This window comes from Idiomarina sp. UBA3176 (genome assembly GCF_002364295.1).
Taxonomy (GTDB): domain Bacteria; phylum Pseudomonadota; class Gammaproteobacteria; order Enterobacterales; family Alteromonadaceae; genus Idiomarina; species Idiomarina loihiensis.
Genome location: NZ_DEXU01000020.1, coordinates 148638 through 173495 on the forward strand (window position 1 = coordinate 148638; position 24858 = coordinate 173495).

The 24858-nt window shown below is 45.8% G+C and carries 25 protein-coding genes and 1 pseudogene; 22 read left to right on the top strand and 4 right to left on the bottom strand.

Annotated elements, in window-relative coordinates; translation table 11 throughout:
• Nucleotides 1-94: 94 nt before the first annotated feature.
• The 12 genes and pseudogenes from B2U97_RS08765 (at nt 95) to B2U97_RS08820 (ending at nt 9464) form a co-directional block, all read left to right on the top strand.
• Nucleotides 95-1207 (top strand): DUF4241 domain-containing protein, encoded by a 1113-nt coding sequence (locus tag B2U97_RS08765; protein ID WP_286830431.1) that lies wholly within the window; start codon nt 95-97, stop codon nt 1205-1207.
• Nucleotides 1208-1285: 78 nt separating this feature from the next.
• Entirely contained in the window at nt 1286-2185 is a 900-nt protein-coding gene (locus tag B2U97_RS08770) for a lipid kinase (protein WP_034818844.1), read from the top strand.
• Between the two features lies 1 nt (nt 2186).
• Nucleotides 2187-2627: a hypothetical protein gene (locus B2U97_RS08775; protein WP_114982089.1), complete on the top strand. Its 441-nt coding sequence runs from the start codon at nt 2187-2189 to the stop codon at nt 2625-2627.
• Nucleotides 2628-2908: 281 nt separating this feature from the next.
• Nucleotides 2909-4111, top strand: a complete 1203-nt coding sequence (locus B2U97_RS08780; protein ID WP_286823734.1) for a diguanylate cyclase — start codon at nt 2909-2911, stop codon at nt 4109-4111.
• 10 nt (nt 4112-4121) lie between these two features.
• Nucleotides 4122-4790 (top strand): annotated as a pseudogene (locus B2U97_RS08785) (YoaK family protein).
• A 77-nt stretch (nt 4791-4867) separates the two neighbouring features.
• On the top strand, nt 4868-5917 hold the full coding sequence (locus tag B2U97_RS08790; RefSeq protein ID WP_011233562.1) for a lipoate--protein ligase family protein: 1050 nt from the start codon (nt 4868-4870) through the stop codon (nt 5915-5917).
• Between the two features lie 160 nt (nt 5918-6077).
• A complete protein-coding gene (locus B2U97_RS08795) occupies nt 6078-6479 on the top strand; it encodes a type II toxin-antitoxin system RelE/ParE family toxin (RefSeq protein WP_286823738.1) in 402 nt (133 codons plus the stop codon).
• Complete coding sequence (locus tag B2U97_RS08800; RefSeq protein ID WP_011233564.1) at nt 6476-6778, top strand: helix-turn-helix domain-containing protein; 303 nt, start codon at nt 6476-6478, stop codon at nt 6776-6778. The genes B2U97_RS08795 and B2U97_RS08800 overlap by 4 nt, the downstream gene beginning before the upstream one ends.
• A gap of 20 nt (nt 6779-6798) precedes the next feature.
• On the top strand, nt 6799-7425 hold the full coding sequence (locus B2U97_RS08805; protein WP_272990683.1) for an FMN-binding negative transcriptional regulator: 627 nt from the start codon (nt 6799-6801) through the stop codon (nt 7423-7425).
• 129 nt (nt 7426-7554) lie between these two features.
• A complete protein-coding gene (locus tag B2U97_RS08810; protein WP_286830433.1) occupies nt 7555-8439 on the top strand; it encodes a metallophosphoesterase family protein in 885 nt (294 codons plus the stop codon).
• Nucleotides 8440-8610: 171 nt separating this feature from the next.
• Nucleotides 8611-9015, top strand: coding sequence for a hypothetical protein (locus B2U97_RS08815; RefSeq protein ID WP_110014194.1), 405 nt, complete (start codon nt 8611-8613; stop codon nt 9013-9015).
• A 38-nt stretch (nt 9016-9053) separates the two neighbouring features.
• Nucleotides 9054-9464, top strand: coding sequence for a nucleotide triphosphate diphosphatase NUDT15 (locus B2U97_RS08820; RefSeq protein WP_011233567.1), 411 nt, complete (start codon nt 9054-9056; stop codon nt 9462-9464).
• 164 nt (nt 9465-9628) lie between these two features.
• Here the strand turns inward: B2U97_RS08820 and B2U97_RS08825 are convergent, their stop codons facing one another.
• Nucleotides 9629-10360, bottom strand: coding sequence for a FadR/GntR family transcriptional regulator (locus B2U97_RS08825; protein WP_011233568.1), 732 nt, complete (start codon nt 10358-10360; stop codon nt 9629-9631).
• A gap of 207 nt (nt 10361-10567) precedes the next feature.
• On the opposite strand from B2U97_RS08825, the gene B2U97_RS08830 reads away from it, so the two are divergent.
• Nucleotides 10568-10990, top strand: a complete 423-nt coding sequence (locus B2U97_RS08830) for a DUF3617 domain-containing protein (protein ID WP_034818817.1) — start codon at nt 10568-10570, stop codon at nt 10988-10990.
• Nucleotides 10991-11020: 30 nt separating this feature from the next.
• Here the strand turns inward: B2U97_RS08830 and B2U97_RS08835 are convergent, their stop codons facing one another.
• Nucleotides 11021-13015: a methyl-accepting chemotaxis protein gene (locus tag B2U97_RS08835; RefSeq protein ID WP_272990671.1), complete on the bottom strand. Its 1995-nt coding sequence runs from the start codon at nt 13013-13015 to the stop codon at nt 11021-11023.
• Nucleotides 13016-13161: 146 nt separating this feature from the next.
• Between B2U97_RS08835 and ybaK the strand changes: the two genes are divergently transcribed.
• The 3 genes from ybaK to B2U97_RS08850 all read left to right on the top strand — a co-directional run bounded on the left by ybaK (nt 13162) and on the right by B2U97_RS08850 (nt 15889).
• Nucleotides 13162-13626, top strand: coding sequence for a Cys-tRNA(Pro) deacylase (gene ybaK, locus B2U97_RS08840; RefSeq protein WP_272990668.1), 465 nt, complete (start codon nt 13162-13164; stop codon nt 13624-13626).
• A gap of 9 nt (nt 13627-13635) precedes the next feature.
• Nucleotides 13636-13968, top strand: coding sequence for a hypothetical protein (locus tag B2U97_RS08845; protein ID WP_286830435.1), 333 nt, complete (start codon nt 13636-13638; stop codon nt 13966-13968).
• A gap of 139 nt (nt 13969-14107) precedes the next feature.
• Entirely contained in the window at nt 14108-15889 is a 1782-nt protein-coding gene (locus tag B2U97_RS08850) for a hypothetical protein (protein ID WP_286830438.1), read from the top strand.
• A gap of 84 nt (nt 15890-15973) precedes the next feature.
• On the opposite strand, the gene B2U97_RS08855 is transcribed toward B2U97_RS08850, so the two are convergent.
• On the bottom strand, nt 15974-16972 hold the full coding sequence (locus B2U97_RS08855) for an NADP-dependent oxidoreductase (RefSeq protein WP_286823765.1): 999 nt from the start codon (nt 16970-16972) through the stop codon (nt 15974-15976).
• A 257-nt stretch (nt 16973-17229) separates the two neighbouring features.
• Here B2U97_RS08855 and B2U97_RS08860 point away from each other — a divergent pair, with 257 nt between their 5' ends.
• The 5 genes from B2U97_RS08860 to envZ all read left to right on the top strand — a co-directional run bounded on the left by B2U97_RS08860 (nt 17230) and on the right by envZ (nt 22747).
• Nucleotides 17230-17484, top strand: coding sequence for a DUF4282 domain-containing protein (locus tag B2U97_RS08860; protein ID WP_011233579.1), 255 nt, complete (start codon nt 17230-17232; stop codon nt 17482-17484).
• Between the two features lie 156 nt (nt 17485-17640).
• Complete coding sequence (locus B2U97_RS08865; protein ID WP_286830439.1) at nt 17641-20193, top strand: EAL domain-containing protein; 2553 nt, start codon at nt 17641-17643, stop codon at nt 20191-20193.
• Nucleotides 20194-20196: 3 nt separating this feature from the next.
• Complete coding sequence (locus B2U97_RS08870) at nt 20197-20619, top strand: potassium channel family protein (RefSeq protein ID WP_272990658.1); 423 nt, start codon at nt 20197-20199, stop codon at nt 20617-20619.
• A 92-nt stretch (nt 20620-20711) separates the two neighbouring features.
• On the top strand, nt 20712-21437 hold the full coding sequence (ompR, locus tag B2U97_RS08875) for a two-component system response regulator OmpR (protein WP_011233582.1): 726 nt from the start codon (nt 20712-20714) through the stop codon (nt 21435-21437).
• On the top strand, nt 21437-22747 hold the full coding sequence (gene envZ / locus B2U97_RS08880; protein ID WP_286823774.1) for a two-component system sensor histidine kinase EnvZ: 1311 nt from the start codon (nt 21437-21439) through the stop codon (nt 22745-22747). The genes ompR and envZ overlap by 1 nt, the downstream gene beginning before the upstream one ends.
• Nucleotides 22748-22753: 6 nt before the next feature.
• On the opposite strand, the gene sthA is transcribed toward envZ, so the two are convergent.
• A complete protein-coding gene (sthA, locus tag B2U97_RS08885) occupies nt 22754-24172 on the bottom strand; it encodes a Si-specific NAD(P)(+) transhydrogenase (protein ID WP_011233584.1) in 1419 nt (472 codons plus the stop codon).
• A gap of 127 nt (nt 24173-24299) precedes the next feature.
• Here sthA and nudE point away from each other — a divergent pair, with 127 nt between their 5' ends.
• Entirely contained in the window at nt 24300-24857 is a 558-nt protein-coding gene (gene nudE, locus B2U97_RS08890) for an ADP compounds hydrolase NudE (RefSeq protein ID WP_286823776.1), read from the top strand.
• Nucleotide 24858: the final 1 nt, after the last annotated feature.

Sequence of the window (24858 nt, forward strand, 5' to 3'; positions counted from 1 at the left end):
TGTAAGTATGTATATTCACATAGCGTAGTGGAAAGTAAAAGTTAAGAAAGCGTTAAGACAAGATGCCAGATGAAATTGGAGTTCAAAATCAAACATGCAGAATTCAAATAATGTTGTCGGGAAGCAGAGTAGTTACGACGAGCCAATGAATTCACCTGAAGAGAGGGTTAAGTCGTTTATTTCCCATTGGTATGAACAATGGTTGCAAGCCGAGGCAAAAAGCGAGACTGAAAAGAATAACGGTCAGGGGTTTGATTTTGGCTACTGGCGTGATCTTATGTCCGCTGTCGATAAAGCTCACTTCCTTGTCGGTAGTGGTTCAGGGTCTGACAATTCGTTTGGGCCCGCTGACTACGACCCGAATAACGAAAAAATCATTGAATGTGATATTCAAGGCGACTTGGCTCAGCTGCTTACCGAGCTGCACCAAGATGAGGGTAGGCCTTCAAATTATCATGCCTACGAGCTCAAGTTAGATGCAGAAAAAGACTGGAAAATAACGCGGATACATACTCTTTTTCATCCTCCCAAAAGCCCGGTTATTGCCCCTGAACAACATGCTGATATTCTTGCTATGTCGAGCTCCGCTGCTCCGTTTATGAATAGACAAGAGAATTTAAACCTTAATGAACAGACTCTTTTTCAGCAAAACCGGCGTGTCACAATCCCGCATTTAGATGAAGGAGAGACAAAACTGAAAGAGGTCGGCAAGCTCCAAATTAGCTCGGGCATTCTCGGGATTCTAGATTTTGGCTACGATATTTACCGGTTTGAACCGCTGCAACGGAGGGTAACGCCGGGCGAGTATCTTGTTGAAACGGTAACCACTCATGATCGAGTCGCTGGTATTCGGGTAAAGCTAAGTGAAAGCGAGCAGGCAGTAAAATGGTACGCGGCGAATACACCGAGCGGTAATGGAGTTTATGGTGTCGACGCTGGAAACTTGGCTATATTCGATGTTGCGAACCTTGTGGAACTAAGCCATTTGAGAAAAGAAAAGCTCTTTAACGAATGGAGCCTGGAGGGGAAAACAGAGCTGTTATCAATGACAGGGCAAGATGACTGCGTTATTTGTACCAGCGGTTTTGGCGATGGCGCTTATCCCGCATTTTGGGGAGTCAATGAGCAAGATGAAGTGGTCTCGCTGTACATTGATTTCATGATCCTTGTACAAGAAACTGAAAACGGCTCATATGAGTCGATTTAAAATATTCTGTCAGTACTTTGCAGCCTTTGAACAAACCGCTTATATTGGAAGCAGCGCTTAATAGGAAGAGGTAAGTCATTGCAACATGCATTGTTAGTGGTGAATCCGAAGAGTCGGAATGGTCACTCTGAGGTGCTAACAGAAGCTATTGATTTGCTCAGAAACTCAAGCATTGAGGTAGAGGTTTGCGTCACTGAAAGTGCATATCACATGGCTTCCTGCATTGAAAATCACCGTGAGAAAGAAGGTGTAGTTATTGTTGCCGGTGGCGATGGAACTATCAGTGCTGCGTTGGAACCGGTTTATAAAAGCAAACAAACCTTAGCCATTTTACCTATGGGTACGGCGAATGATTTCGCGCGTTCGTTAGGGCTTCCACAGGACGTAGTCGCAGCCGCACAGGCTATCATTGACGACAAGCGGGAACGCATAAACCTGGCTAAGGTGAACGATAGTTACTTTGTGAATGTTGCTCATGTTGGCTTAGGCGTAGAGGTAACCCGCGAGCTGACATCAGAAATGAAGAAATATTTCGGTGTGTTTGCTTATCTGGGAGCTTTTACCAGCGTAGTTAAACGCAATAAAAGTTTTAAAGTCGCTATAAAAGCAGATGATTGGGAAGGCTCAGTAAGAGCTATTCACCTGGCGGTGGGTAATGGTCGCTTTTATGGTGGAGGGAATATTGTCGATGATGACTCCACGTTGCTGGATGGACAACTGAATTTATTTTGTTTGAAGCCAATACGGTGGTGGCGGTTGCTATTGCTGGGGGTAAATTTCCGTCACGGTAATTTAGGAAAGGCAGAGCGCGTGGTCTGTAAAAAAGCCCGGGAAATTAGTATTAAAACTTCCAGACCCAAACAGATTCAGGCCGACGGCGAGTTTAAAACCGATACTCCGGCTGAGTTTGAAGTGATCCCAAAGGCGATTGAAGTTATTGTTGGCGATATGCCAGTGCCAAATAAAAACAAGGAATAATATGTCTATATTACGCACAGATAATCAGGCCGATAGCATGGAAATGCTGAAGTTAGTCATTGAGACAAAGGATTACTACCGTGAAATAGCGAAGGTGGTTGAAGATGATAACCTTGCTAACGAGCTTGATAGCATTGCCAGTGAAAGAGCCTCCTTTATTGAGCCGTTTGAAAATATCGTTAAGGATCTCGGCGAGCTGCCGGCTAAACCCGACCCTGATAAAGAGCTGATGCAAATAATTGAAGGGGAACTCACTCAGTTTTTCTCTGCGGATTCTAAAACCGCTATTTTGGATAAGTGCCTGCAGGAAGATGAAGAGCTGGCATCTTTGGTAAATAGCACCAAACTGGGCGAAAAGTCGGCGGAGTATCAGGAGCTACTCGACGCGTTGGCTGAGAACCTTAGTGACACCAAAAAATCAATTCAGGCGTTAAAAGATTAGTATGTAACCTGGCAGGCAATTGAATGCTCTAACCTACAATTCAGAACCACTCAAACCTAAATTCCTACCGTTCACGCATTCCTTGTTTGTATCTGCACGGACGAAAAGTGAGTCGAGAACCTTTGCTGAATTACGCTAACCCCGGGTTCTTTCAGTACATGAAGTTGTTTTTTGGGTTTGAGGTGTAGGAGAGCGTAAAAAAGTACTGCAAAACGGTGCATAAAAGGTCAGAATTAGAAGATACCGGATGTACAAAATTACCGTTTAGGCAGGGAAAGACGTTGTCACAAGAACAAAAACAATACGACATACATTGGCTGACGGGGCAGTTTTTCGATTCCAGCAAAGAGTCCCGGTATCACGACTCCATTAAAGCGCGGGTACGTTTCGAGTCCCGTCTTGCATTGCCTCTGGTGTCGGTGGTTGTTGCCATGTTTGGCATTACCGATTACAACTTGCTGGGGTTAACCCGCGAGTTTTATTGGTTGCTTACTATGCGTATAGCCGTGGTGAGCTCTTGTCTTGTGCTGGCTTTCGCTATCGGGCGCTGGGGTGGTTATTCCCGTAACGCCTGGCTGCATAGTTTGCCGCTATGGATTCTGGCAACGGGCATTATTCTCATTGTTCCGTTGCGCCCGGAAAGTATTTCCACCCAGATAACCGCAGTGGTGGTTGCGATAATGGCTTTCTATCTTCTCATTCCAAACCTGCTCACAGTGGCAGCGTTAGCGAGCCTCTATTTAACCGTCGGATTTTTGTCTGCAGCGGCAGTTTATGCCGGAATTCCTTCAGAGAATGTGCTTCGCGTTAGTCTTTTGCTGATTATGGCCAATATTGTGGGCTACTGTGCTTTATTACGTATAGAGTTTCTGCAGCGCAAGCAATTTGCGCTACTTCAGGATGAGCGTGAGCAAAACCGTGATCTGCTCAAGGAAATAAAGCATCGAAAATCATTGGAAGCGCAATTGCGCATGGTGGCTGAGCGGGACGCTTTGACGGGGCTGGATAGCCGAAGCCATTTTATGAAGCGGGCCGAAGCGTTATTGCAACGAGCTCAGTTGGAAAAAACGCCGTTTTGCCTCTTTATGATCGACGTAGACCATTTTAAGCGCATTAATGATACCTGGGGCCATACTCGCGGAGATTTAATTTTGACCAAAATAGCCGAGGTTTGCGAACAGTCGCTGCGACCCACTGATGTTATAGGGCGCTTTGGTGGTGAAGAGTTCGTCGTAGGCCTGCCGCATACCAGCCCCAGCGAAGCGCAAACCATAGCCGAGCGTCTGAAAGAGAACGTTGAAGCACTGCCATTAACCGCTGAATTAAGTGAGCTGTGCCTGAGCGTGACCATAGGTATTGCGGCAGCACATGGTGAAGAGGATGACCTCGACGTCCTCATAACACGCGCGGATAACATGTTGTATGAAGGTAAGCGCGAAGGCAGAAACAGGGTGGTGATGTTTGGAGAGGGGATGGATTCTTGAGTAATCAGCATTGATATCTAAATTACCTAAATGGATTGAGTATGGCGCGTTTGTGCTGGCGTTTATAGCTGGCTGCATAAACGCTATTGGCTTGCTTGGTTTTGAGCACCAGGCGGTTTCTCATGTTTCAGGTACTGCCACTTTGTTTGGTACCAGTATGCTGTCGGGCTCTTTCGATGAGGTGCTGCATTTGGCCGGTGTGTTGTTCTCGTTTTTTGTCGGTGCCGGTCTGTCTGGATATCTATAGCACGGCACACAGCTAAAGTTAAGCCGTCGTTACGACATTGCTCTCGCAGCTGAATCACTGCTGATATTTGCTTCGTTTTACTTACTGTCTGAAGGATCATTTTACGGTCATTTCACCGCATCATTAGCCTGCGGTATGCAGAATGCCCTGGCAACGACGTACAGCGGTGCCATTGTACGGACTACGCACCTCACCGGTATTTTTACTGACTTAGGCATTATGTTTGGGTCGGTTATGCGCGGCAAAGCTTTCGATAAAAGAAAAGCGGTATTGTTTGGATTAATCATTGCCGGCTTTGTTACCGGAGGAACATCCGGCGCCTATCTGTTCATGTTATTACAGTTCCAGGCGTTGTTAGTACCAGCCGTTATTTGTCTGGCGCTCGCGATCTTGTATCGTGTGCATTATAGAAAATCAGGCCAGCATAAATAAACTCGCCTAAAAGGTGGCTATGTGCTGCTGGAGCTTGGGTGGGTTAATATTCTGAAATGAATTAATTGGGAGAAGTCATGCACGGAGAATATAAAGTACCAGGCGGTAAGCTAGTCGTTGCTGATGTTAATTTAGAAGAGGGCTGCCTGAGTGAGGTCAGTATTTCAGGCGACTTTTTCTTAGAACCTGACTCTGCGCTAAACTTAATCAATGAGGCTTTAACCGGACTACCCGAGACATCAAGCCATAAAACGCTGGCTGCCGCAATTGATGAAGCACTTGATGAAGACGTAATGATGTTCGGTTTTTCCGCCGAAGCTGTTGCTACCGCTGTACGACGTGCTTTAGGTAAGGCTAGCAGTTGGTTAGATCATCAGTTCACTCTTATTCCACCAGTAACACTGCCCGCAGCAGAACATGCCGCGTTAGACGAAGTGATAGCCGATTCAGTTGCCAAAGGTTTACGAGGCCCAACATTACGTTTTTGGGACTGGGACGATTCTGTGGTGGTGATTGGTTCTTTTCAGTCAGTAAAAAATGAAGTGGATATGGCCGCTGCGAAAGAGGCCAATGTGCAAGTTGTGCGCCGGGCGACAGGTGGTGGCGCTATGTTCATGGAACCCGGTAATTGCATTACTTATTCATTAACGGTACCCACCTCATTAGTCGATGGTATGAGCATTGAAAAGTCTTATGAGTTTTTAGATGCCTGGGTTTTGGCTGCGTTAGCTGAGGTTGGTATCAAAGCCTACTATAAACCGCTAAATGATATAGCTTCTGCGCAAGGCAAAATAGGCGGAGCAGCACAAAAACGCTTTGCCAATGGTGTTGTCGTGCATCATGCGACTCTCGCTTATGATATCGACGCCAATAAAATGCTACAGGTATTACGTACTGGCCGTGAGAAACTCTCGGATAAAGGCATTACCAGTGCCAATAAACGAGTTGACCCTATGCGTAGCCAGACAGGCTTAACCAGAACCGCCATTATTGATGCTTTTATGAATCAGTTTACCCAGGCTTATCAAACCCAGGTCGACGACTATTTACCGCAAGAATTATCCGCGGCAAGAGCTCTGGTAGAAACAAAATATTTGACGGAAGAATGGTTATACAAGGTAACTTAAACATGGGAAGTTATTATGATTACCTTCCGTCCAGCTAAGAACCTGACTAACGCTGCAGAGCTGACCCTTGCCAATACGTACACAAAAAAACTCTCTTCACAGACATAAAAGTCCGCGTTCCATGCTGTCTAGATCGCTATGTTTAGTTTAGAGTGTTTGCATGCTTTTAAAATATACCCTAACGGAGTATACTTTGATTTATAAGACAAAGGAATTTGCTTTTTTAATGAAAAAAGAAGCAATGTCTGACGAAGATCTGATTAATGCTTGCAAGGAAATGAGTAAAGGCCTTATTGATGCAGACTTAGGCGGTAATGTTTATAAAAAGCGTATTGCCTATAGCAATAAAGGAAAACGCGGCGGATATAGAACAATTGTTGGTGCTGTTATAGGTAACAAGTACTTTTTTCTCTATGTATTTGCGAAAAATAAAAAGACTAATATCAGTTCTAAAGAGAAGGTTGCTTTAAAAGAGCTAGCTAGAATGTTCATCAGCTTTGATGAAAAGCGGTTATGTAAGCTTGTCAATGAGGGTGAGCTTATTGAGGTAGGTGATTTATGAGTGATATTTTAAAGTCTGTTCATAAAACGGCTAAGGGTTTGAAAAACTCGGGTGTGATAGATAAGACAACGATGCGCAAGTTTGATGCGTTGTGCTTGACTACTGTCCATGAGTTTTCCGCTGAACAGGTTAGAGCTCTTAGACTGAAATATAAGTTATCACAGCCCGTATTCGCACAATATTTGAATGTCAGCGATAAACTGGTTAAGAAGTGGGAGCAGGGCGACAGTAAGCCACGCGGAGCGGCGCTTAAAATGCTTTCTATTGCTGAAAAAAAAGGTTTAGAAGTTATTGCTTAAACTAATTTGGAACCCTAAGAATGTACGTACCAAAGCATTTCGAGGAAGATGACAACGCAAAGTTGCACCAATATATTCGCGATTACGGTTTTGGCATATTAATTGTTGCCGATGAAGATGGCATTGAGGCAAACCACCTTCCTTTTCATTTAAGTCGCGAAGAAGGCGAATCTCTAGGAACGCTTCAGTGTCACGTGGCACGTAATAACCCGGTATGGCAGCGTCTTAAAAATGGAGGCCAAGTTCTTGCTGTTTTCCAGGGGCCGGACGGATATGTTTCTCCCTCGTGGTATCCCTCTAAAGCAGAATCAGGGCGAGTTGTACCAACCTGGAATTATCTGGCTGTGCATGCGGCAGGGAAAGCGAGAATTGTTGAGGATGCAACTTGGCTGAAACAGCATTTAACGAAACTAACAGACCAGCATGAGTCAGGAATGAAAGAACCCTGGCAGGTAGATGATGCTCCTCATGATTTCACTGACCGCTTAGTTAAGGCTATTGTTGGTATAGAGATAGAAATTGAAACCCTGACCGGTAAATTGAAAGCGAGCCAAAACTTGCCAGAACGAAATAGAGCAGGAGTTAAAGCAGGTCTTGAAGGCAGTGATCAATCGCAGAGCTGCGCGATGTCTAAATTCGTTAGTTAGTAAAAGCTGATTTTAGCGATTCGACTGCGGTATCAGTGTACTCTCTGTCATTAAATCGTCATGCCACTGACACATTCATTCGATAGCATCCGCCCCCGTGATTCAACCACAACAATTGAGCTTCGCTATATGTCCGTGATCCGAGTCTTATCTGTTATTTCCCTGCTAGTATGCCTGACCTTAACGAGCGCTTTTGGTGCCGAGTCCTCTCATTCCAATGATAATCTGGTATTGAGGTTTGCCGTGCTAGGCGATGCAGAGCCTAAGCCTAAAGCGGAATTCCCGGGTGTGTCAGCCGCGGTTGATGATGTAAACAAATTGGCGGAAAACGGCACTATGGATTTTGTTGTCGGCGTGGGTGATATTGCGCACAAAGGCACGTTGATTCAATACGAAAATGTGACGCGGGTGCTGCAACGCCTGAGCCTGCCGTTCTATCCTATTATGGGCAACGAAGAGCATGGCTCTACTGTAGAGCGCTACCTGAAATATGCGAACTTGTGGAATGACGGTAAAATCTCTATAGAGAAACCGAGCTATGTTCTGGAGCGCGACTCCGTTGCTTTGGTGTTCGCTTCGCCGGATTTCGGTCGGGATTTTGGCGACGAGGGCATTGCCTGGATGAAGGAGCAAATAGAGCGTTTGGCTCCGAAACCTGTACTGCTTGTTGTTCACGGTGCACAAACGGGTGTGTACCCTGAAAATGCAGATAAAGGCGTGACGCATGAAGGGTTTAAAGACATTGTTGCGCAACCGAATTTAGCAGCAGTGCTGTCAGGCGACTTGCATATGGATATGGAACGAGTTAACCACTCTAAGCAAATTGACGGTGTTCATTATTTACATATGCCCGCACTGGAACGCACAAAAATACCGGACGAAACCCGTCACACGCCAATGTTCCGTGTGTTCAGTATTTTTGATGACGGACAGGTATTGGTAGAAACTTACCAGGTAGACGTTGAAAAACCGCTGGCGCGTCATGAATATCGGTTTGAACTCCCTGGTAAATAATGTTTTAAAAAGCCTGTCGGAATAGTTTCCGGCAGGCTATTCTCTATGTTTTTGCCCATCAACTAGCCTTTCTGATAAGTTGTAAAGATAAAGCAAACCTTCCCCAAAGTGCCTGAAGTATCGATAATATAAACAAGTTCAACTATCTCATTAAACGCACAAGGGATTGTAATGACACACTTCAAAATGGATGAAAAACTACCTAACTCTTTGCGATGGTTTATGAGCCAAAACCTGCATAACTTTGCTCCCTGGACCTTGTTGGACAGGAACTCCCAATACGAATTTATTACCGAAGGTGTTGGGGGAGGAGGAGCTGGCACAGGAAAGGTTTATGTTTTTGCTCGCCGTGAAGATAACGGTAATTTTGCGGGGTTGGAAATAGTTGCGAATAAAATTACTGATAGAGTGGTTTGTTTTCATCCATATGCTTTGGCCGGTGAATCGGAATTAAGCTGGAACGTCGTTAACGCAGTATACGAGGATGTATTCGTATTTGTGGGGAAGCAAGTTATGCCGGACATGCAGGCGATGGCAAGAGAGAAAGACGCTGCTGATTTATTCTGGAAAGAATAAAGGCGAGCTAACGTATTAACTACAAGGAGGTTTTATTTATGTCTTCACCGCAGGTTGGAGTGGGTGTTCTTATCATTCGAAATGGTCGTGTACTTCTGGGTAAAAGGAAAGGCGCTCACGGCGCTGGTACCTGGTCTGCGCCAGGCGGACATCTTGAATTTGGCGAGTCGATTGAAGACTGTGCACGACGTGAAGTTCTGGAAGAAACCGGGCTGGAACTCACAACTGTTCGGAACGGGCCTTTCACCAACAACGTGTTCCAGGCAGATAATAAGCACTATGTAACCATTTTTGCGCTGGCGGAGCCTTTGAACGGAGAAGCTAAAACTCTGGAGCCTGATAAGTGCGAGGGTTGGGACTGGTTTGACTGGAATACGCTTCCGCAGCCGTTATTTCCGCCATTAAAAACGCTTATTCGTGAGGGATACACTCTTACCGACTGGCTTTGAATTTAAAAGCTGTATGCAGTTGAGCAAAAAAGCTACCAATAATTGGTAGCTTTTTTGTTGTAGTCTGACTTATTCCGTAATCTAAATTAAAACGAGTAACGCACGCCCAATGCAAATGTGCGTGAATAAATGGCGTTATTAAAATTGAACAGATTATCGTTGTCTTAAACCGGTGTTTTGTGCAGTTCCGCCAGTGTGTGCTCCAGAGCATGTCTGGCGTTGACTAAAAGCGTCTGCATTTCTTCACGGGCGACTACCGGGCTCTGCTCTTTAATGGCCATGAACACTGCTTTATGACCGGGTAGTGAATCGACATATTCTTCCGCTATAGCACTGCTTAAACGAAATGAATTTTCCAGAGCAGTTTCAATGGTTACACCTAACGACGCCATAAATTCGTTATTAGTGGCTTCCAGTAAAGCTAAGTGAAACTCTAAGTCGCTTTTGTACACAGCGTCAGTACCAATTTGAGCCTCTTCCATTGCCTGGTAAGCTTCAGTTAATGCGGCTAACTGCTCGTCAGTACGGTGCATAGCTGCCAGACTGGCTGCATTAGGCTCAATAATTTCCCGCATTTCATACAGCGACATGTAAAACTTCGTGTCTGGGTTGCTGCTAAAACACCAGCGCAAAACTTCCGCGTCAAACATATTCCAGTTTTTACGCGGACGGACTCTCGTGCCCAGTTTCGGACGGGATTCGATTAGCCCTTTAGCGGTTAACAGCTTAAAGGCTTCACGTAATGCTGTGCGCGATACACCCAGCTCTGCACCAATGTCATTTTCATTCGGGATATACTGACCAGGCAAATAGACGCCACCCACGATTCGAGAACCCAGTTCCTGAGCAACCCAGGAGTGGATACTTTGTGGTCTGCTTCGGGTTGCGCTTTTCATGTGTCTTCCCTTGCATGTGGTGATGATGCGATTTTGTTCATATTAGCGTTTTTTCTCTGTAAGCGTAACCCGAATGAAATAGTGAGTGTAAATAAATGTAATTTTTGTACCTAAAGCTGGTGTGATGCATGCAAGTTAGTCTAAATACTCTAAGCTTTATCCAAAAAATGACTAACGGGCGTGCGCGCCCACTTAAAGGAGAAAATTATGTCACGGATTTTACTATCAGGCATGCTGCTTCTAGCCTGCTCATTCTCAGTTTTGGCGAATGACCTGAAACCGGGGGTATGGGAAATTACTTCTTCAATGGAAGGAGAGGGTATTCCTAAGCAGCTTACGCGAGAACAAAGCTCGCAGGAGTGTCTCACAGCTGAGGAAGGTAGCGATATGGTCGCTACTATGCGCAAACGTTGGAATGAGACCGGGTGTCAGGATATGGATATCTCCCGGGACGGAGATAAAATTGAAGTTGCGGCGTCGTGCGAAGCCGGTGGGCGTACTACGGAAGTCGATGCATTGATTACGGTGCACAGCAACGAACATTATTCCAGTGAGGTTACAACCACTAACGATAGCTCAGTAACGACCTATCGCGAGGCTTCCTGGGTATCGTCGGAGTGCGAGCAATAAGAGGATGCAATGACGTCAGGAGGTTTTTCTCTAATTCATTGCATTTAACCTCTTGGCAATGGCATCAATCTTTTCGCTCATTTGACTTAAGTGATTTGAATCATCGGCATTACTGGCTGTAAGTGCTTGCAGACGATTAACAAACTGGCTTAATTCGTTCGACACTTTTTGTTGTTCGGCAGAAGCCTCGGCTATCTGGGTGGCTTTTTCGGTTATTTGAGAGAAGGCCTCAACCACTTGCTGCAAGTGTGCCGACGTGGATTCCGTCGACTCAACGGCATTCTTAGTTTGGTTCTGCCCGTGCTCCATGGAAGCGACCGACTCTTTGGAGCCTAATTGCAACTGATTAAGTACGGCTTCTATTTCTACGGCTGAGCTTTGGCTTTTTGCCGCCAGGTTGCGGACTTCATCGGCAACAACCGCGAAACCCCGACCACTTTCTCCGGCACGAGCGGCTTCAATTGCGGCGTTTAGCGCTAATAGATTCGTTTGCTCAGAAATATCACGAATCACACTCAACATGCCGTTAGCCTGTTTGCTATTCTCATCCAGTTTCAGAATGTTCCGCTGCGCGTCCGCTATGGCTTTGGCCAGAGTTTGCATGGTCGTTGTTGCGCGCGCCATTTCCTGACCACTATTGAGTACATCCTGATGAATTCTTTCAACGGTAACTTTGGTCTCATCGGCAAAGTTAGCGACATCCTGTGAGCTGGCACCCAGCTCTTCAGTTGCCGCCGCCAGCGTATGGTTTTCATCACTCAGGCTGTTGGCTTTATCCAGAAACTCATTACTGAATATCTTCAATTTGTCGGCATCATGAACCAGATTGTTCGATTCATTATGAATTTCGTCGAGTATCGACTTCAGCTTATTGCCATAAGCATTTACTGCCTGTCGCAGTTCGCCTATTTCGTTCATGGTACCAACGTCAAGAGCCTGAGCGGTACCGCCGCTGATAAGCCCTTGAATCTGTTTGGTCGTTTGCTGAATTTTTGCCAGTAGGTTACGGAAAAAGAATGCCGCCAGAATGCCAACGGCCAATAGCAGAGCGCCAATAGCCAGCATCAGGAAAAGTCCCATATCCTGAGCCACTGAGGTCATTTTGTCTTTTGGTACAATTAATCCAATTGTCCAGCCAGTTTGCGGATGCTTTATCAGGTCAACGTGTGCGGCTTCATCTAAAATAGCGTCTTCTTCCAGTTCGATTGTTTCGGTTCCCTTAAGGTTGACGGCAGTATTGAGGGTATCTTCTAGCCATGTCGCTTTATTCGCCAGTTCATTGGCTGTCATTAGCGAGTCGTCATCTTTTACAATCTGAACTGAAGATTGTGGAAAGCTAATCATTTGGCCCGTGGAATCAATTGTAAAGACATAACCCTCATTGTTCTTTCCGTACTGTTCAAATATCTCAGTAATGCCGTCAAGCATCATGTCCACTGTAGCAACCCCGGCGAAGCGATTGTTTTCCTGAATAGGAATAGTACAAGTTACCATAGGTGTTTGAGTAAAAGGGTCGATGTAAGCTTCTGACCAGGTACAGCTGTCTGAAGGCGCTCCTTTTCCTGCCTGATACCAACTCTCATTGTGATAACCAGAGCCACCGGGTACGTTATAGTCATCCAGATATTCTATGCCATTGTCGGTGCGCCCCCAGAAAAAGCTACGACGTTGAACACCGTCGGTAAAGGCGTTGGGTTCGGGCCAGATACCGCCGCCGGAAATAGCCGAGTCGCCGTGGTTATCAATAATGGATGGGAAAAGCTGTTTGAATAAATCTTCATCTTTAGGGAGTTCTGAGGCAGCCAGGGCTAACGTACTTGTCAGCAGTTCAATTTGACCCAGTCGAGCGGTAAGTAAGTCAGACAGCCCCGCTTGATTGACCGAGATCTGCTGTTGCTGCTGGGAGATTAAATCAGGTTTTACCTTCATTTCGACAACGGCAACAATAACAGCCAGGGCCAATACCAAGACGATTACAAACCCAAGATTGATTTGCTGGCGAATCATTAGCGCTGTCTTGGTCATAGAAGCCAATCCTGAAAATAAGGTAAACTTTATAAGGAAGTATTAACATAGATAACAGAAAGTTCAATTTTTTGAAGTTGGACAAGTAATTAGTAACCTATACCTTTTAAAGAAAATAAGTAGTGGCGAATAGAGAGTAAACCGCAATGACTCCCGCAATTGATGTTGCCAGAAAGAATAAGATTTCTTTTAAAGTACACGAGTATTCCCATGACCCGGCCAGTGAATCTTATGGTGACGAAGCTGCCGAGAAGTTGGGCGTTCCGCGGGAACAAGTATTCAAAACCTTAGTTGTCAGTCTTGACGGTATAGAATTGGCTGTAGGCATCATTCCGGTTTCATCACGGTTAAGCCTTAAGTTGATAGCAAAAGCTTTGGGTGCAAAGAAGGCTGCAATGGCGACTCAGAGTGATGTCGAACGTGCTACGGGCTATGTTCTGGGAGGCGTCAGTCCGCTTGGCCAGAAAAAACGGCTCAGGACAATAATTGATGCCTCTGCAATTTGTAACTCCACCGTATTTATAAGCGCCGGTCGTAGGGGGGTAGATATGGAATTAGACCCTGAAGATCTAAAAACGTTGGTGAGCGGGGAGTTTGTTAATATTACTTAATGGAACAGCGTGTTCAAAAGGATTCAGCAGCAAAGCCATCAGGTGGGCGATACGCGAATATTGGTATCTTATGATCGTCTGACCAGCCGGTTTAAAATTTCTGATGGAAACGATGTGATATACAGCCGCTCTCTGCTGCTGTTGCCACTTATCCGCTCAAATATCGTTATTTCCAATAGCACCCATTCTTTAAAGGTGATTTCTTTTATTTTCTGGCGCGCAAAGTTGGAGCAGGGCGGGAACATTGTTATTTCTGAGCTACTCCGGCCTCGACGCGCTAAATCCATAGCTTCAATTGCGTACAGCGCAGTAATGAGTGTACTGCGGTTTTTGGCGGGTTAAGCCACTTACTTGGCAGCGTTAAAGTTCTGTAAAAATAGATGAGGCTTCATATATTTCGGTACACTTTAAAAAGCGTTGGTGGTTAGGGAACAATAAGCGGATGAAAAGCATAGGCATGAAAGGAGTCGGTGTCGCCGTAATGTTAGCAACATTGCTTTGGCAAGTAGACGCTGAACCAAAGGAAAAGATCTCTATGCAGCAACAGATAGAGCAGCGAAAACAACTCAATAACGCACGCTATAAGCAACTCCGTACTCTTGATGACAAAGCATTGGCTAAGTTCTTATGGATGGAAGAAGAGTCTAATTATTATGAAGTGATGGAATCACTCTCATTAGATATGAAGCCTTACGAAATTGAGTATTCGACTTCTGTGCTGGCGCGTTTGAGCGACTATAATGATTACCAGGCAATGAGTGCTGCCTTCCTGAGCAGTCTCCTGGCAGTGAAACGTATGGATTTAATGGAGTGTAGGAGATACTCCGACGGGCACGGTTTTCCTTTTGCTAACGAACTGAAGCTTGATGCGCTGGTACTGGATAATGGCGAAAAGCTCCGTATTCCGGACTTTACTAAAGGGAAAATGGAAACTAGAGACATTGTCCGCCGGGGTGAAGCCTATTGTGTGCCAGCTCTGGGTAATAAGAGTGCACCGCAGCCAACAGCGATTAAGGGCGAGTTCTCTACTGAATTACCTGAGAAGCTGATTCAGTTTGAGTTAACCGCAGATGATGTTGGAAAAACTCAAGATAAAGACGGTTACAGAGTCACCCTAATTGAAATGAATGACTATTCTTATGTCATTGAAGTCGATGTTAAAACGACCTCTCAAACGACTTTGCGTAAGCAAGATATTATCGGCGAAGCGAAAGCTAAGAACGGACGATACATCCGAAACCGCATTATCGACCGGGTTCCGATGAAAAATTATGAGCGCGTAGAGTCTTTGTTAGGCGAGCTTATTAATCAGGCTGCAAACGGTAACCTCAATAAATCCGAGGCGCAGAAAGCTCTTGATGATTTAAATGAGCGCATGGGCAAAGATGAAAGCTCGACGCTTTATAGTGCATTTGCATTTCATGGTCCGGTTGAGACTGCCGAAGTAACGATAGTAGCCGGTGGCGAGTCACGAAAAGAAGTTAAGCAGACACTTGAATTACCCGTATATTCGTTTGCACAAAAAGCTCCAGCGAAGCAGATTGATTTCGATGAATTACCGACGGTTAAGACAACATTACCGATATACAACGGCGATTCAGAGGTGAATGCCAGCTATGTGGATTTGAGCGCAGAAGCAATGCACGACGAAATTGAAATTCGTCAGCGAAATATTACATATGACCCGGGAATAAAGCATCCGAAGCAAGTGTTTTTGCATTATCCGACAGTGCAAAGTGACTTATTTATTCATATTTTTGATCGTTACGATATAGCGTACAGTAGCGACGTGCAGTTTTTTGACGCCGACGGTGAACCGGTAACGGAAATTGATGACAAGAACAGCGCTTTTCGCTTCACCGTTAGTCGGCTGGAATATGATCCTGAACTTTTCAGTGTGCCACCAACGCGCGTGAAAGCAAATATATCGGTGTTAACCGCGCCCAATATCATTAAAGAGAACTACGCAAAAAATGACCTCCCGACAGGCGTGAATATCGAAGGAAACAAGCTAATTGTTGATTATGCGGAGTTTACGCCAAGAGAAATTGAGGACGTTGAGTCGCGGTTGGTGCAACGGCGCAATCACGTTTTTGCCAAAGACTCTCAGGGTTACTTAGCTGAGATAAGTACACTAAGTTTACCGCGCCAAGATGGCAAGCCAGTAGATGTCTATTATTTTTATGGTCATCCGGAAAGCTTTGAAATTTGGTATAAGGGTGAAACTGAATCAGTAGATTTTGAATTGGATGTTGAGCTTTAATGATGAGTATTTATCGAGTTCATTAGAAAGGCGGCTTTTCAGGGCTGTAATATAGCCTCACTGAAAAGCCGCATATAAAATGGCTTAAAGCTTCACAATCAACTTACCTTTATTGTCGCCGGTAAAGAACATGTTCAGTCCCTCAATGGCTGATTCCAGCCCTTCAAGAATATGCGAACGGTGTTTTATTTTGCCGGACATAACGTAAGGCGTCAGTTGTTGCAGCAAGCTTGGAATTTGGTCGAAGTGATCTGGCATGGTAAAGCCCTGAATTGTCAGCCGCTTTTTAATAACAGGCACCCAGCTTGGTCCGGGGCTGGGCACTTCTTTATCGTAGTCGGCTATCATGCCGCAAACCACCACACGACCGTGCGCGTTCATACGTTCAACCACCAGGTTTTGAATGGGGCCGCCGGTATTTTCAAAGTATAAATCTACGCCATCAGGAGTCAGCTTAGTCAGTTGGTCGCGCAAATCATCAGTTTTATAATTAATCGCGCCGTCGAAACCAAGTTCGTTGACTATCCAGTTGGCTTTTTCGTCACTCCCGACAACACCTATCACTTTAAGGCCTTCGGCTTTTGCTATCTGACCGACAATTGAGCCGACTGAACCTGCAGCGCCTGTTACTACGATGGTTTCTCCATTTTTAGGTTTACCTACATTAAGTAACCCTTGCGTAGCAGTTAACCCGGGTAAGGCGAATACTGAGAGTACAGTTTCGTCAGGTACGTCGGCCTGAACCTTGTTAATGCCCTTACCATCGCTCAGCGCATACTCCTGCCAGCCCATCATACCCATAACCCGGTCGCCGACTTCAAAGTCAGGATGGTTACTCTCGACAACCTCTCCAACACCCGAGCTGCGCATTACCGTGTTTAATTCAACTGGTGGTATGTAGCTCTCTGTATCGGGGCTCATCCAGCCAAACATCGCAGGATCAAGCGACATTTGCCGCTGTTTTATTAATATTTCACCGGAACCGGCTTTCGGGAGCTCCTTTTCCGTTACTTCAAAAATGTCCGCTGAGACTGGGCCCGGCTCAGGGCGCTTAACCAGTTTAATCGCTTTATAAGTCGTCATAGAGTTCCCTCTTTATTAGGTTGTATGTAAGCCATATATGGCTACTCAGGTTACTTAATGAAAGGCCAATGCTGTGAGATTTATCACATTCTTTTGTAAACACTAGTTGCCGGATATTGTGAACTGTATCTAAGTCGATTAATATCAAACAGATAGTTGCTGTTCTGAAAAGGATGTCGGACATTGCGTAAACTCTGTCGGCTTATTCTTTTCTTACTATAAAAACTGTTTACGCCTATATAACAAGGAGATAAAAAATGAAAGACGTTCTATTTTTTAACAATATGCTGACGCCGAAGATCATTACCTTTGTGTATTGGATTTTGCTTTTGGCCGCCGTTGTTGGTGGGGTAAGCACTATGTTTATGGGATATGAAGGTTTTACCTTTGGTAACTTCCTTAAAGGGATATTTTACGCTCTGGCCGGAGGCGTTGGTGCCAGAATTTGGTGTGAGCTTCTTATTGTTCTGTTTAAAATGAACGAAGCTCTGCAGGATCTTCGTAAGAAGTAAATGATAGAAATAAAGACATGTAACGCTTCTAAGTGAAGCTTTCTATAAGTTGCGCGGCCCTCCTGTTGGAGGGCCTTTTATTTTAGGTCTTTTCTCATGACTCAAATGAGCCTATTCTAGGGTTATACAACTCACTAACATTAGGTGCCACCCTTCTTGCGAAACCTTATTGCTATTGCTTTATTGCTACTTGCTTCGGGGTCAATGGCTCAGGATGTAACATTGAAAGTGGGTGTTTATGACAACCCGCCCAAAATCATGTTCGATGAATACGGCCAGTTGAGCGGTATTCATGGCCAGCTTCTTATGACTATTGCACAGCGTCATAATTGGCAACTGGTGCCGGTAGAATGTGAATGGGATCAATGCTTAAAGCTCTTGCGCGAAGGTCGAATTGATATTTTCCCGGATGTTGTGAAAAACGATGAAAGAGAGACTTGGGCTAGTTTTCATAATGAGCCTGCTTTATTGAGTTGGTCACAGCTTTATGCGCCGAAAGAAGAAAAAATTACCAACCTTTTAGATTTGAACAACAAACGTGTGGCGGTACTGCGGGACTCTGTTCAGGAAGAGTATCTAAAACAATTAATTGAGAATTTTGATCTAAACAGTGAGCTTTATCCGGTGCAGAGCCTTGCCGAAGGGTTTGATGCGGTTGTTGCGGGAAAGGTCAACGCCACTTCGGCGGATCAGCTTTTTGGCGATAAGCAGGTGACAGAATATGCCATTGAAATGACCCCCATCATGTTTCTTCCTAATGAGGTTTTCTTTGCCGTTCCTAAAGGTTCTCATGCAGATATTCTGTCAACTCTGGACAGAGAGCTAAAGCGCTTAAAAGCCGATGAAAACTCCGATTACTATGAAATTATTGAACGCTGGAGTTCAGGGCAAAGTCACTTAACAATTTCTGTTTACGTTTGGTGGTTAATGACGGCATTGGTCTTACTATTCTTGACTGTTGTTGGGTTTAATCTGCTTTTGCGTCGCAAGGTTACCGAAAAAACACAAGCGCTGGCTGAAAGTAAGTATCGTTTGAATACCATTTTAGACAGTGTTGAAGCTTATATTTTTATCAAAGATAAAGACCTGAAGTATCAGTATGCGAACCAGCAGGTTTTAAAACTGTTTCAGTTAAAACTGGGTGATTTCATCGGAAAAACCGATGCCGATTTGTTTGATAAAAGCACCGCCGATACGCTTAAAGTTTTTGACAACAAAGTAATAAAAAGCGGTAAACGGGCGGCTCAGGAAGAAATGAGCTTTCTGCCTGACAAAAAAAATCCGCTTCATTTTTGGTCTGTAAAAGTGCCGTTATATGATGCCAATAAGAAGGTTATTGGCTTGTGCGGAATTTGTACTGACATTTCAGAATACCAGAGCATGAAAGAAGAAATTCAGTCTCTTGCGTACTTCGACCCTTTAACCGGCCTGGCGAATAGACGTTTCATGCTGGAGCGTTTGAAAGACGAGTTTTATCGTTACCAGAATGGCGGCGATGATGGTGTGCTGGCAATGTTGGATATCGACCAGTTCAAGAAAGTGAATGACAGCGTAAGCCATGACGCGGGAGACGAGCTTTTGGTTCTGTTTGGCCAGAGACTGGAGTCTGAGCTGCTTCAGACTGAAACTGCCGGACGTCTGGGGGCCGATGAATTTATGGTGCTGTTAAAGAGTAAAAGCGGTATTAATCTGCTGGACGATAAGAATCTGCGTCAGCGCCTGCAGGTGTTGGTAGAGCGTTTAAGTGAGCCTTACCAATTAGGCGAAAAAACGGAGTCGATATCAGTCAGTATGGGCGTCACTTTGTTTTCCGATGCGCAAAACACCGGAGATCTACTTCAGGGAGCCGACCTGGCGCTGTCGCAGGCAAAAGAGACCAATGCATCAAAGCTGCAATTTTTTAATACGGGCATACAGCGCGAATTTAATTATCGGCAAAAGATGATAACTGGGTTACGACAGGCAATAACGACAGAGTCACTGGAAGTGTATTTTCAGCCGCAGTACCAACAGCTAACGGATGAGGCCAGCCAGCGTTGTTTGGGCTTTGAAGCGTTACTCCGTTGGTACGACGAAGAACTTGGCTGGGTGTCTCCCGCAGAGTTTATTCCGTTAGCCGAAAGTCAGGGACTCATGCCCGACCTGCATCGGTTGGTGCTGAATCAGGTACTGGCTGCCATTCCCAAATTGCAACACGCTATAAGTGATAAAGGCGGACGTGTTGCGATAAACGTCAGTGCCAGCCAGTTTAAATCCCCCGGATTTGTAGAAGATATTGAGGCCCGTTTAACGGCGGCTGGTATTCCCGGAGAGTTGCTTGAGCTGGAAGTAACCGAGAGTTTACTCATTGATGATATTGAAAACACGGCTGCGAATATGGAAAGGCTAAAACGCCTGGGAGTGACCTTTGCGCTGGATGATTTTGGAACCGGTTACGCCTCTTTGGGTTATCTGAAACGTTTGCCCTTAAATTCGTTAAAGATAGATCAATCTTTTGTGCGAGACATGAAAAACGGCAACAGCGATGAAGCTATAGTAAGAACGGTGATAGCACTGGGCAAAAGTCTTGATTTAGCCATTATCGCGGAAGGAGTCGAAACGGAGGAGCACTTGCATAAACTACAGGAAATGGGGTGTTTTTGTTTTCAGGGGTACTATTTTGACAGGCCAGAACCAAGCCACTTCTGGATGTCTGATGAGCGAGTTTAAGCAATGCTAATTTCCTTTATCTGTAACTCGATTATCGTCGGCTTAGCGGTTATTTTTCACTACGAAGCGCTTAACCGAATAGGTTGGCTGATCACTCACATGAGAATGTTCACTCAAATTCGACTGATGTTTGGGGTCATGCTCGCAATCATCGCGCATACCGTAGAGGTCTCTATTTTTGCGCTTGCTTATTACTTTATGCATCACGAGGAAGGTTTTGGCACCTTAGTCGGTAATTTTGATGGAAGTTTTTTGGATGCTTTATACTTTTCTTTCACGGTTTTTAGTACGGTTGGTTTTGGCGATATAGAGCCTTCGGGAGCACTCCGCTTTTTAACTGGTGTGGAGAGTTTAACTGGTTTAGTTTTAATTACCTGGACGGCTTCGTTTCTATACGTTGAAATGCAGCGTTACTGGCACCGTTAACTGAAACATTTGCTAACAGAAGCCTGCTTCTATAAAGCTGTCAGGCGGTGTATCTTTATGGCTGAGGCATAGCAGCTTGGAAAACAAAACTGATGATGCAGGAAACATTAAAAATTTTAGTGGTAGATGATGACGCACGGCTGCGAAGCTTGCTGGAGCGTTATCTTACTGAGCAAAACTTTCAGGTACGGGTGGCGCAGGACTCTGAGCAAATGGACCGCTTGCTGACCCGGGAAAACTTTAATTTACTCGTACTGGATTTAATGCTGCCGGGCGAAGACGGACTCTCCATTTGCAAGCGTTTGCGTAGCCAGGGAAACAATCTGCCGGTCATTATGCTAACCGCAAAGGGCGACGAAGTGGACCGTATTATTGGCCTGGAACTCGGTGCTGATGACTATCTGGCTAAGCCTTTTAACCCTAGAGAGCTGTTAGCTCGCGTCAGAGCGGTACTGCGCCGGCGGGGTACCGAAGCTCCTGGTGCTCCCTCGCAGGAAGATCAGGAAATAACCTTCGGTGAATTTCGGCTGAATCTGGGTACTCGCGAAATGTTTCGCGGCGACACACCTATGCCGCTGACCAGTGGTGAATTTGCGGTACTCAAAGCTCTTGTTAATAATGCACGGCAGCCACTTTCGCGCGACAAGTTAATGCATCTGGCTCGTGGTCGTGACTACAGTGCGCTGGAGCGCTCGATTGACGTGCAGGTGTCTCGTTTAAGACGTATGCTGGAAGTCGATCCGACTAAGCCCCGATATATTCAGACGGTGTGGGGTCTGGGCTACGTGTTTGTGCCGGATGGTCAACTGAAGTCCTGATGAAACTTTTTCCTAAGTCAGCGTTTGCCCGCACGGTTGCGCTGCTGGCTCTGGTGTTGCTTATTAACCAGCTCGTTTCTTACGTGATGGTAAGCAATTATGTTGTCAGACCCTCTATAGAACAAATTAATGAGCTGGTTGCTAAACACATCCGCACCATGTTTATCCCCCGTCAGCATTTAGCTGAAACCGAGCGCGAGCTCATGACCAGTTATACTGAAGCGACCGGCATTGAAGTCTTTAATGATGAAGCCGCTGAAAAGCAGGGCTTAGGTAACTCAACCTATTATGGTTATTTATCGGATGACATGAGTGATATGCTGGGTGGTGAAGCGCAAGTACGGGTAGCTCAGGGTAATAAATTCTATTTGTGGGTAAAACCTCCGCGTGCGCCTGACTTCTGGATACGCGTGCCCCTGGATAGTATGCAGCAGGGACGCTTCTCGCCATTGGTGATGTACCTGGTACTCATTGGTTTGCTGAGCGTGTTCGGCGGTATGCTATTTGCCAACTGGTTAAACCGACCGTTAAAAGCTCTGGAGGACTCTGCCCGAAGAGTTGGACGGGGAGAGTTTCCTGAGCAACTGTCTGAAAAAGGGGCGACCGAAATTGTGGCTGTGACCCGCGCTTTTAATCAAATGTCGCGCGGTATTCGCGAGTTGGAAAATGACCGTAACCTTTTAATGGCCGGTGTTTCTCACGACTTAAGAACCCCTCTTACTCGCATTCGTCTGGCTGCGGAAATGATGCCGCAGGGCGAAGACTGCCTGGCTCAGGGCATTATTGAAGATATAGACGACATGAACGACATTATTGATCAGTTTATTGATTACGTTCGTCTTGATCAGCAGGAGTCGAGCAGCAGAGAGTCGCTGAATGAGCTGATAGAGCAAACTGTGGCGAATGTTCCGGATAACTGGCAAAAGCAGTTTGAGCTGGATTTAGGCAAGTTGCCCAGAGTTTGGTTACGTCCCTTGTCTATGAAGCGAGTCATTATTAATTTGCTGGAAAATGCCGAACGTTACGGGAAACATCAAGTGGTGGTCAGCTCCGGGCATGATAAAAAGCAAAAACGTGTTTGGTTTAGAGTAACGGATGACGGCCCGGGCATTCCCGAAGAGCAGCAGGCCACATTATTTGAGCCTTTTACTCAGGGCGATAAAGCGCGTGGCGGCGTTGGGTCCGGTCTGGGGCTGGCTATTATTAAGCGCATTGTCGACCGGCACGACGGCAGTATACAACTGCAAAACCGCCCGGAAGGCGGCTTGTGCGTACGGATTGAACTGCCGCTGAATCAGCAACGGCAGTAATCTTGATTACAGCAACAGGCGGTTAATACCGTTAAGAGCCGCAACCCGGTAGGCTTCCGCCATGGTCGGATAGTTAAAGGTGGTGTTGACGAAGTAGTCGATGGTGTTACCACCGTTTTTCTGCTCCATAATAGCCTGACCAATGTGGATAATTTCTGAAGCTCGCTCGCCAAAACAGTGAAGCCCCAGCAGTTCTCGCGTTTCACGGTGGAATAATAATTTCAGACAACCCACGTCGGCACCGGAGATTTGCGCCCGTGCAAGGTGCTTAAACTGCGCACGGCCGACCTCATAAGGCACTTTCATTTCAGTCAGTTCTTCTTCAGTTTTACCAACCGAGCTGATTTCCGGGATGGTGTAAATACCGGTAGGGATATCGCTGATAAGTGCTTTGTCGCAATTACCGTTAATAATAGCGGAAGCACAGATCCGTCCCTGATCGTATGCTGCGCTGGCTAAACTGGGGTAACCAATAATGTCGCCAACTGCATAAATATTATCGACACTGGTCTGGTAATTTTCATTTACCTCCAATTGGCCGCGATAGTTGGGTTCAAGCCCTACCGCCTGGCAGTCAAGCTGTTCAATGTTACCGGAACGGCCATTAGCAAAAAGCAGACAGTCGGCAGCCATGGTCTTACCGGACTTAGTTTTCAGCACCACTTTGTCATCGTGCCCGGTAATGCTTTCGTATTCTTCATTGTGGCGAATGACAACGCCACTGTTGCGCAAGTGATAACTCAGCGCATCTGAAATTTCAGCATCCAGAAAAGAAAGCAGGCGTTCACGCTGGTTTATTAAGTCCACTTTAACGCCCATACCCCGGAAAATACTGGCGTATTCACTGCCCACCACACCTGCACCGTATATCAGAATGGTTTTAGGTTCATGAGACAACGACAACACTTTATCTGAGTCGTAAATGCGCGGATGCGAAAAGTCGACGTCTTTCGGGTTGTATGGGCGTGACCCTGTAGCGATAACGACATGTTTTGTGATCAAGTCATCGACAGAGCCGTCCAGTTTGGTGACCCGAATGCGGTTCTTGTCTAAAAAAGAAGCTGTACCGTGCACCACAGTAACGTCGTTACGGTCGTAAAACGAACTGCGTAATTTCACCTGTTTACGAATAACCGATTCTGCATAGTGCAGTATGTGACTGAAAGTCATACCGCTCTGCCAGCCAGGGCCGGAAAACAATGGATTATTATTGTATTCAATTAGACGACTGACGGAGTGTCGCAAAGCTTTGGATGGAATGGTTCCCCAATGCGTGCAACCGCCGCCAAGGGCTTTATGTTTTTCTACTATGGCAACGTTGTAGCCGCTTTTGGCCAATTGCATGGCAGCGCCTTCGCCGCCGGGACCAGTACCGATGACAACGACATCGAATTCTGTTTCGGTTTCAGGCTTTATTGCAGTCATATTACTCGCTTCACTACCGGTGTACGGGCTTTAGATAGTAGCACTGTATAAGAAAAGCGTAAATTGACACTGTTTTCTGTGCGCAGAGTCGTTATAGTAAAGAGAGACAATGACTTGGAACCGTTGTATGAGTAAAGAAAAACAAGTCCCGCAAATTCTGGCTCGTCGTGTTGTAGCGCAAAGCCGCTTAATGCGTATTGAGGCCGTCGATCTTAAATTTAGCAATGGTGAGCAGCGTCAGTTTGAGCGCATGAAAGGCAGCGGTCGCGGCGCGGTTATGATTGTTCCCTGCCTGGATGAAGAAACTTTGTTACTGATTCGGGAATACGCTGCAGGCCTTCACGACTATCAACTCGGTTTTCCCAAAGGCCTGATTGACCCGGGCGAAACCCCGGAAGAGGCTGCTCAGCGTGAGCTAAAAGAAGAAGTTGATTACGGCAGCCGTCAACTTGAATTCTTAATGGAAGTGTCTCTCGCGCCTCAGTTTTTCTCCGCCAAAATGAGTGTTTTCGTAGCTCGCGATTTATACCCCGAAAGCTTGCCGGGCGACGAACCTGAGCCGTTGGAAAAAGTGACCTGGCCATTAAACGATATTGACAACCTGCTGGCTCAACCCGATTTTTCTGAAGCGCGAAGTGTTGCGGCGCTGTTAATGCTTTTGCGTAATCTGAGTGAGGCACAGTAGT

Bases quoted from the DNA above. Each gene is read 5' to 3' on its own strand.
- B2U97_RS08765 (WP_286830431.1), top strand. From the start codon at position 95: ATGCAGAATTCAAATAATGTTGTCGGGAAGCAGAGTAGTTACGACGAG.
- sthA (WP_011233584.1), bottom strand. From the start codon at position 24,172: ATGACTGCAATAAAGCCTGAAACCGAAACAGAATTCGATGTCGTTGTC.
- B2U97_RS08850 (WP_286830438.1), top strand. From the start codon at position 14,108: ATGTTAGCAACATTGCTTTGGCAAGTAGACGCTGAACCAAAGGAAAAG.
- B2U97_RS08860 (WP_011233579.1), top strand. From the start codon at position 17,230: ATGAAAGACGTTCTATTTTTTAACAATATGCTGACGCCGAAGATCATT.
- nudE (WP_286823776.1), top strand. From the start codon at position 24,300: ATGAGTAAAGAAAAACAAGTCCCGCAAATTCTGGCTCGTCGTGTTGTA.
- B2U97_RS08775 (WP_114982089.1), top strand. From the start codon at position 2,187: ATGTCTATATTACGCACAGATAATCAGGCCGATAGCATGGAAATGCTG.
- B2U97_RS08870 (WP_272990658.1), top strand. From the start codon at position 20,197: ATGCTAATTTCCTTTATCTGTAACTCGATTATCGTCGGCTTAGCGGTT.
- B2U97_RS08835 (WP_272990671.1), bottom strand. From the start codon at position 13,015: ATGACCAAGACAGCGCTAATGATTCGCCAGCAAATCAATCTTGGGTTT.
- ompR (WP_011233582.1), top strand. From the start codon at position 20,712: ATGATGCAGGAAACATTAAAAATTTTAGTGGTAGATGATGACGCACGG.
- B2U97_RS08805 (WP_272990683.1), top strand. From the start codon at position 6,799: ATGTACGTACCAAAGCATTTCGAGGAAGATGACAACGCAAAGTTGCAC.
- B2U97_RS08795 (WP_286823738.1), top strand. From the start codon at position 6,078: ATGCTTTTAAAATATACCCTAACGGAGTATACTTTGATTTATAAGACA.
- B2U97_RS08800 (WP_011233564.1), top strand. From the start codon at position 6,476: ATGAGTGATATTTTAAAGTCTGTTCATAAAACGGCTAAGGGTTTGAAA.
- B2U97_RS08815 (WP_110014194.1), top strand. From the start codon at position 8,611: ATGACACACTTCAAAATGGATGAAAAACTACCTAACTCTTTGCGATGG.
- B2U97_RS08820 (WP_011233567.1), top strand. From the start codon at position 9,054: ATGTCTTCACCGCAGGTTGGAGTGGGTGTTCTTATCATTCGAAATGGT.
- B2U97_RS08855 (WP_286823765.1), bottom strand. From the start codon at position 16,972: ATGACGACTTATAAAGCGATTAAACTGGTTAAGCGCCCTGAGCCGGGC.
- B2U97_RS08790 (WP_011233562.1), top strand. From the start codon at position 4,868: ATGCACGGAGAATATAAAGTACCAGGCGGTAAGCTAGTCGTTGCTGAT.
- B2U97_RS08810 (WP_286830433.1), top strand. From the start codon at position 7,555: ATGTCCGTGATCCGAGTCTTATCTGTTATTTCCCTGCTAGTATGCCTG.
- B2U97_RS08825 (WP_011233568.1), bottom strand. From the start codon at position 10,360: ATGAAAAGCGCAACCCGAAGCAGACCACAAAGTATCCACTCCTGGGTT.
- B2U97_RS08830 (WP_034818817.1), top strand. From the start codon at position 10,568: ATGTCACGGATTTTACTATCAGGCATGCTGCTTCTAGCCTGCTCATTC.
- ybaK (WP_272990668.1), top strand. From the start codon at position 13,162: ATGACTCCCGCAATTGATGTTGCCAGAAAGAATAAGATTTCTTTTAAA.
- envZ (WP_286823774.1), top strand. From the start codon at position 21,437: ATGAAACTTTTTCCTAAGTCAGCGTTTGCCCGCACGGTTGCGCTGCTG.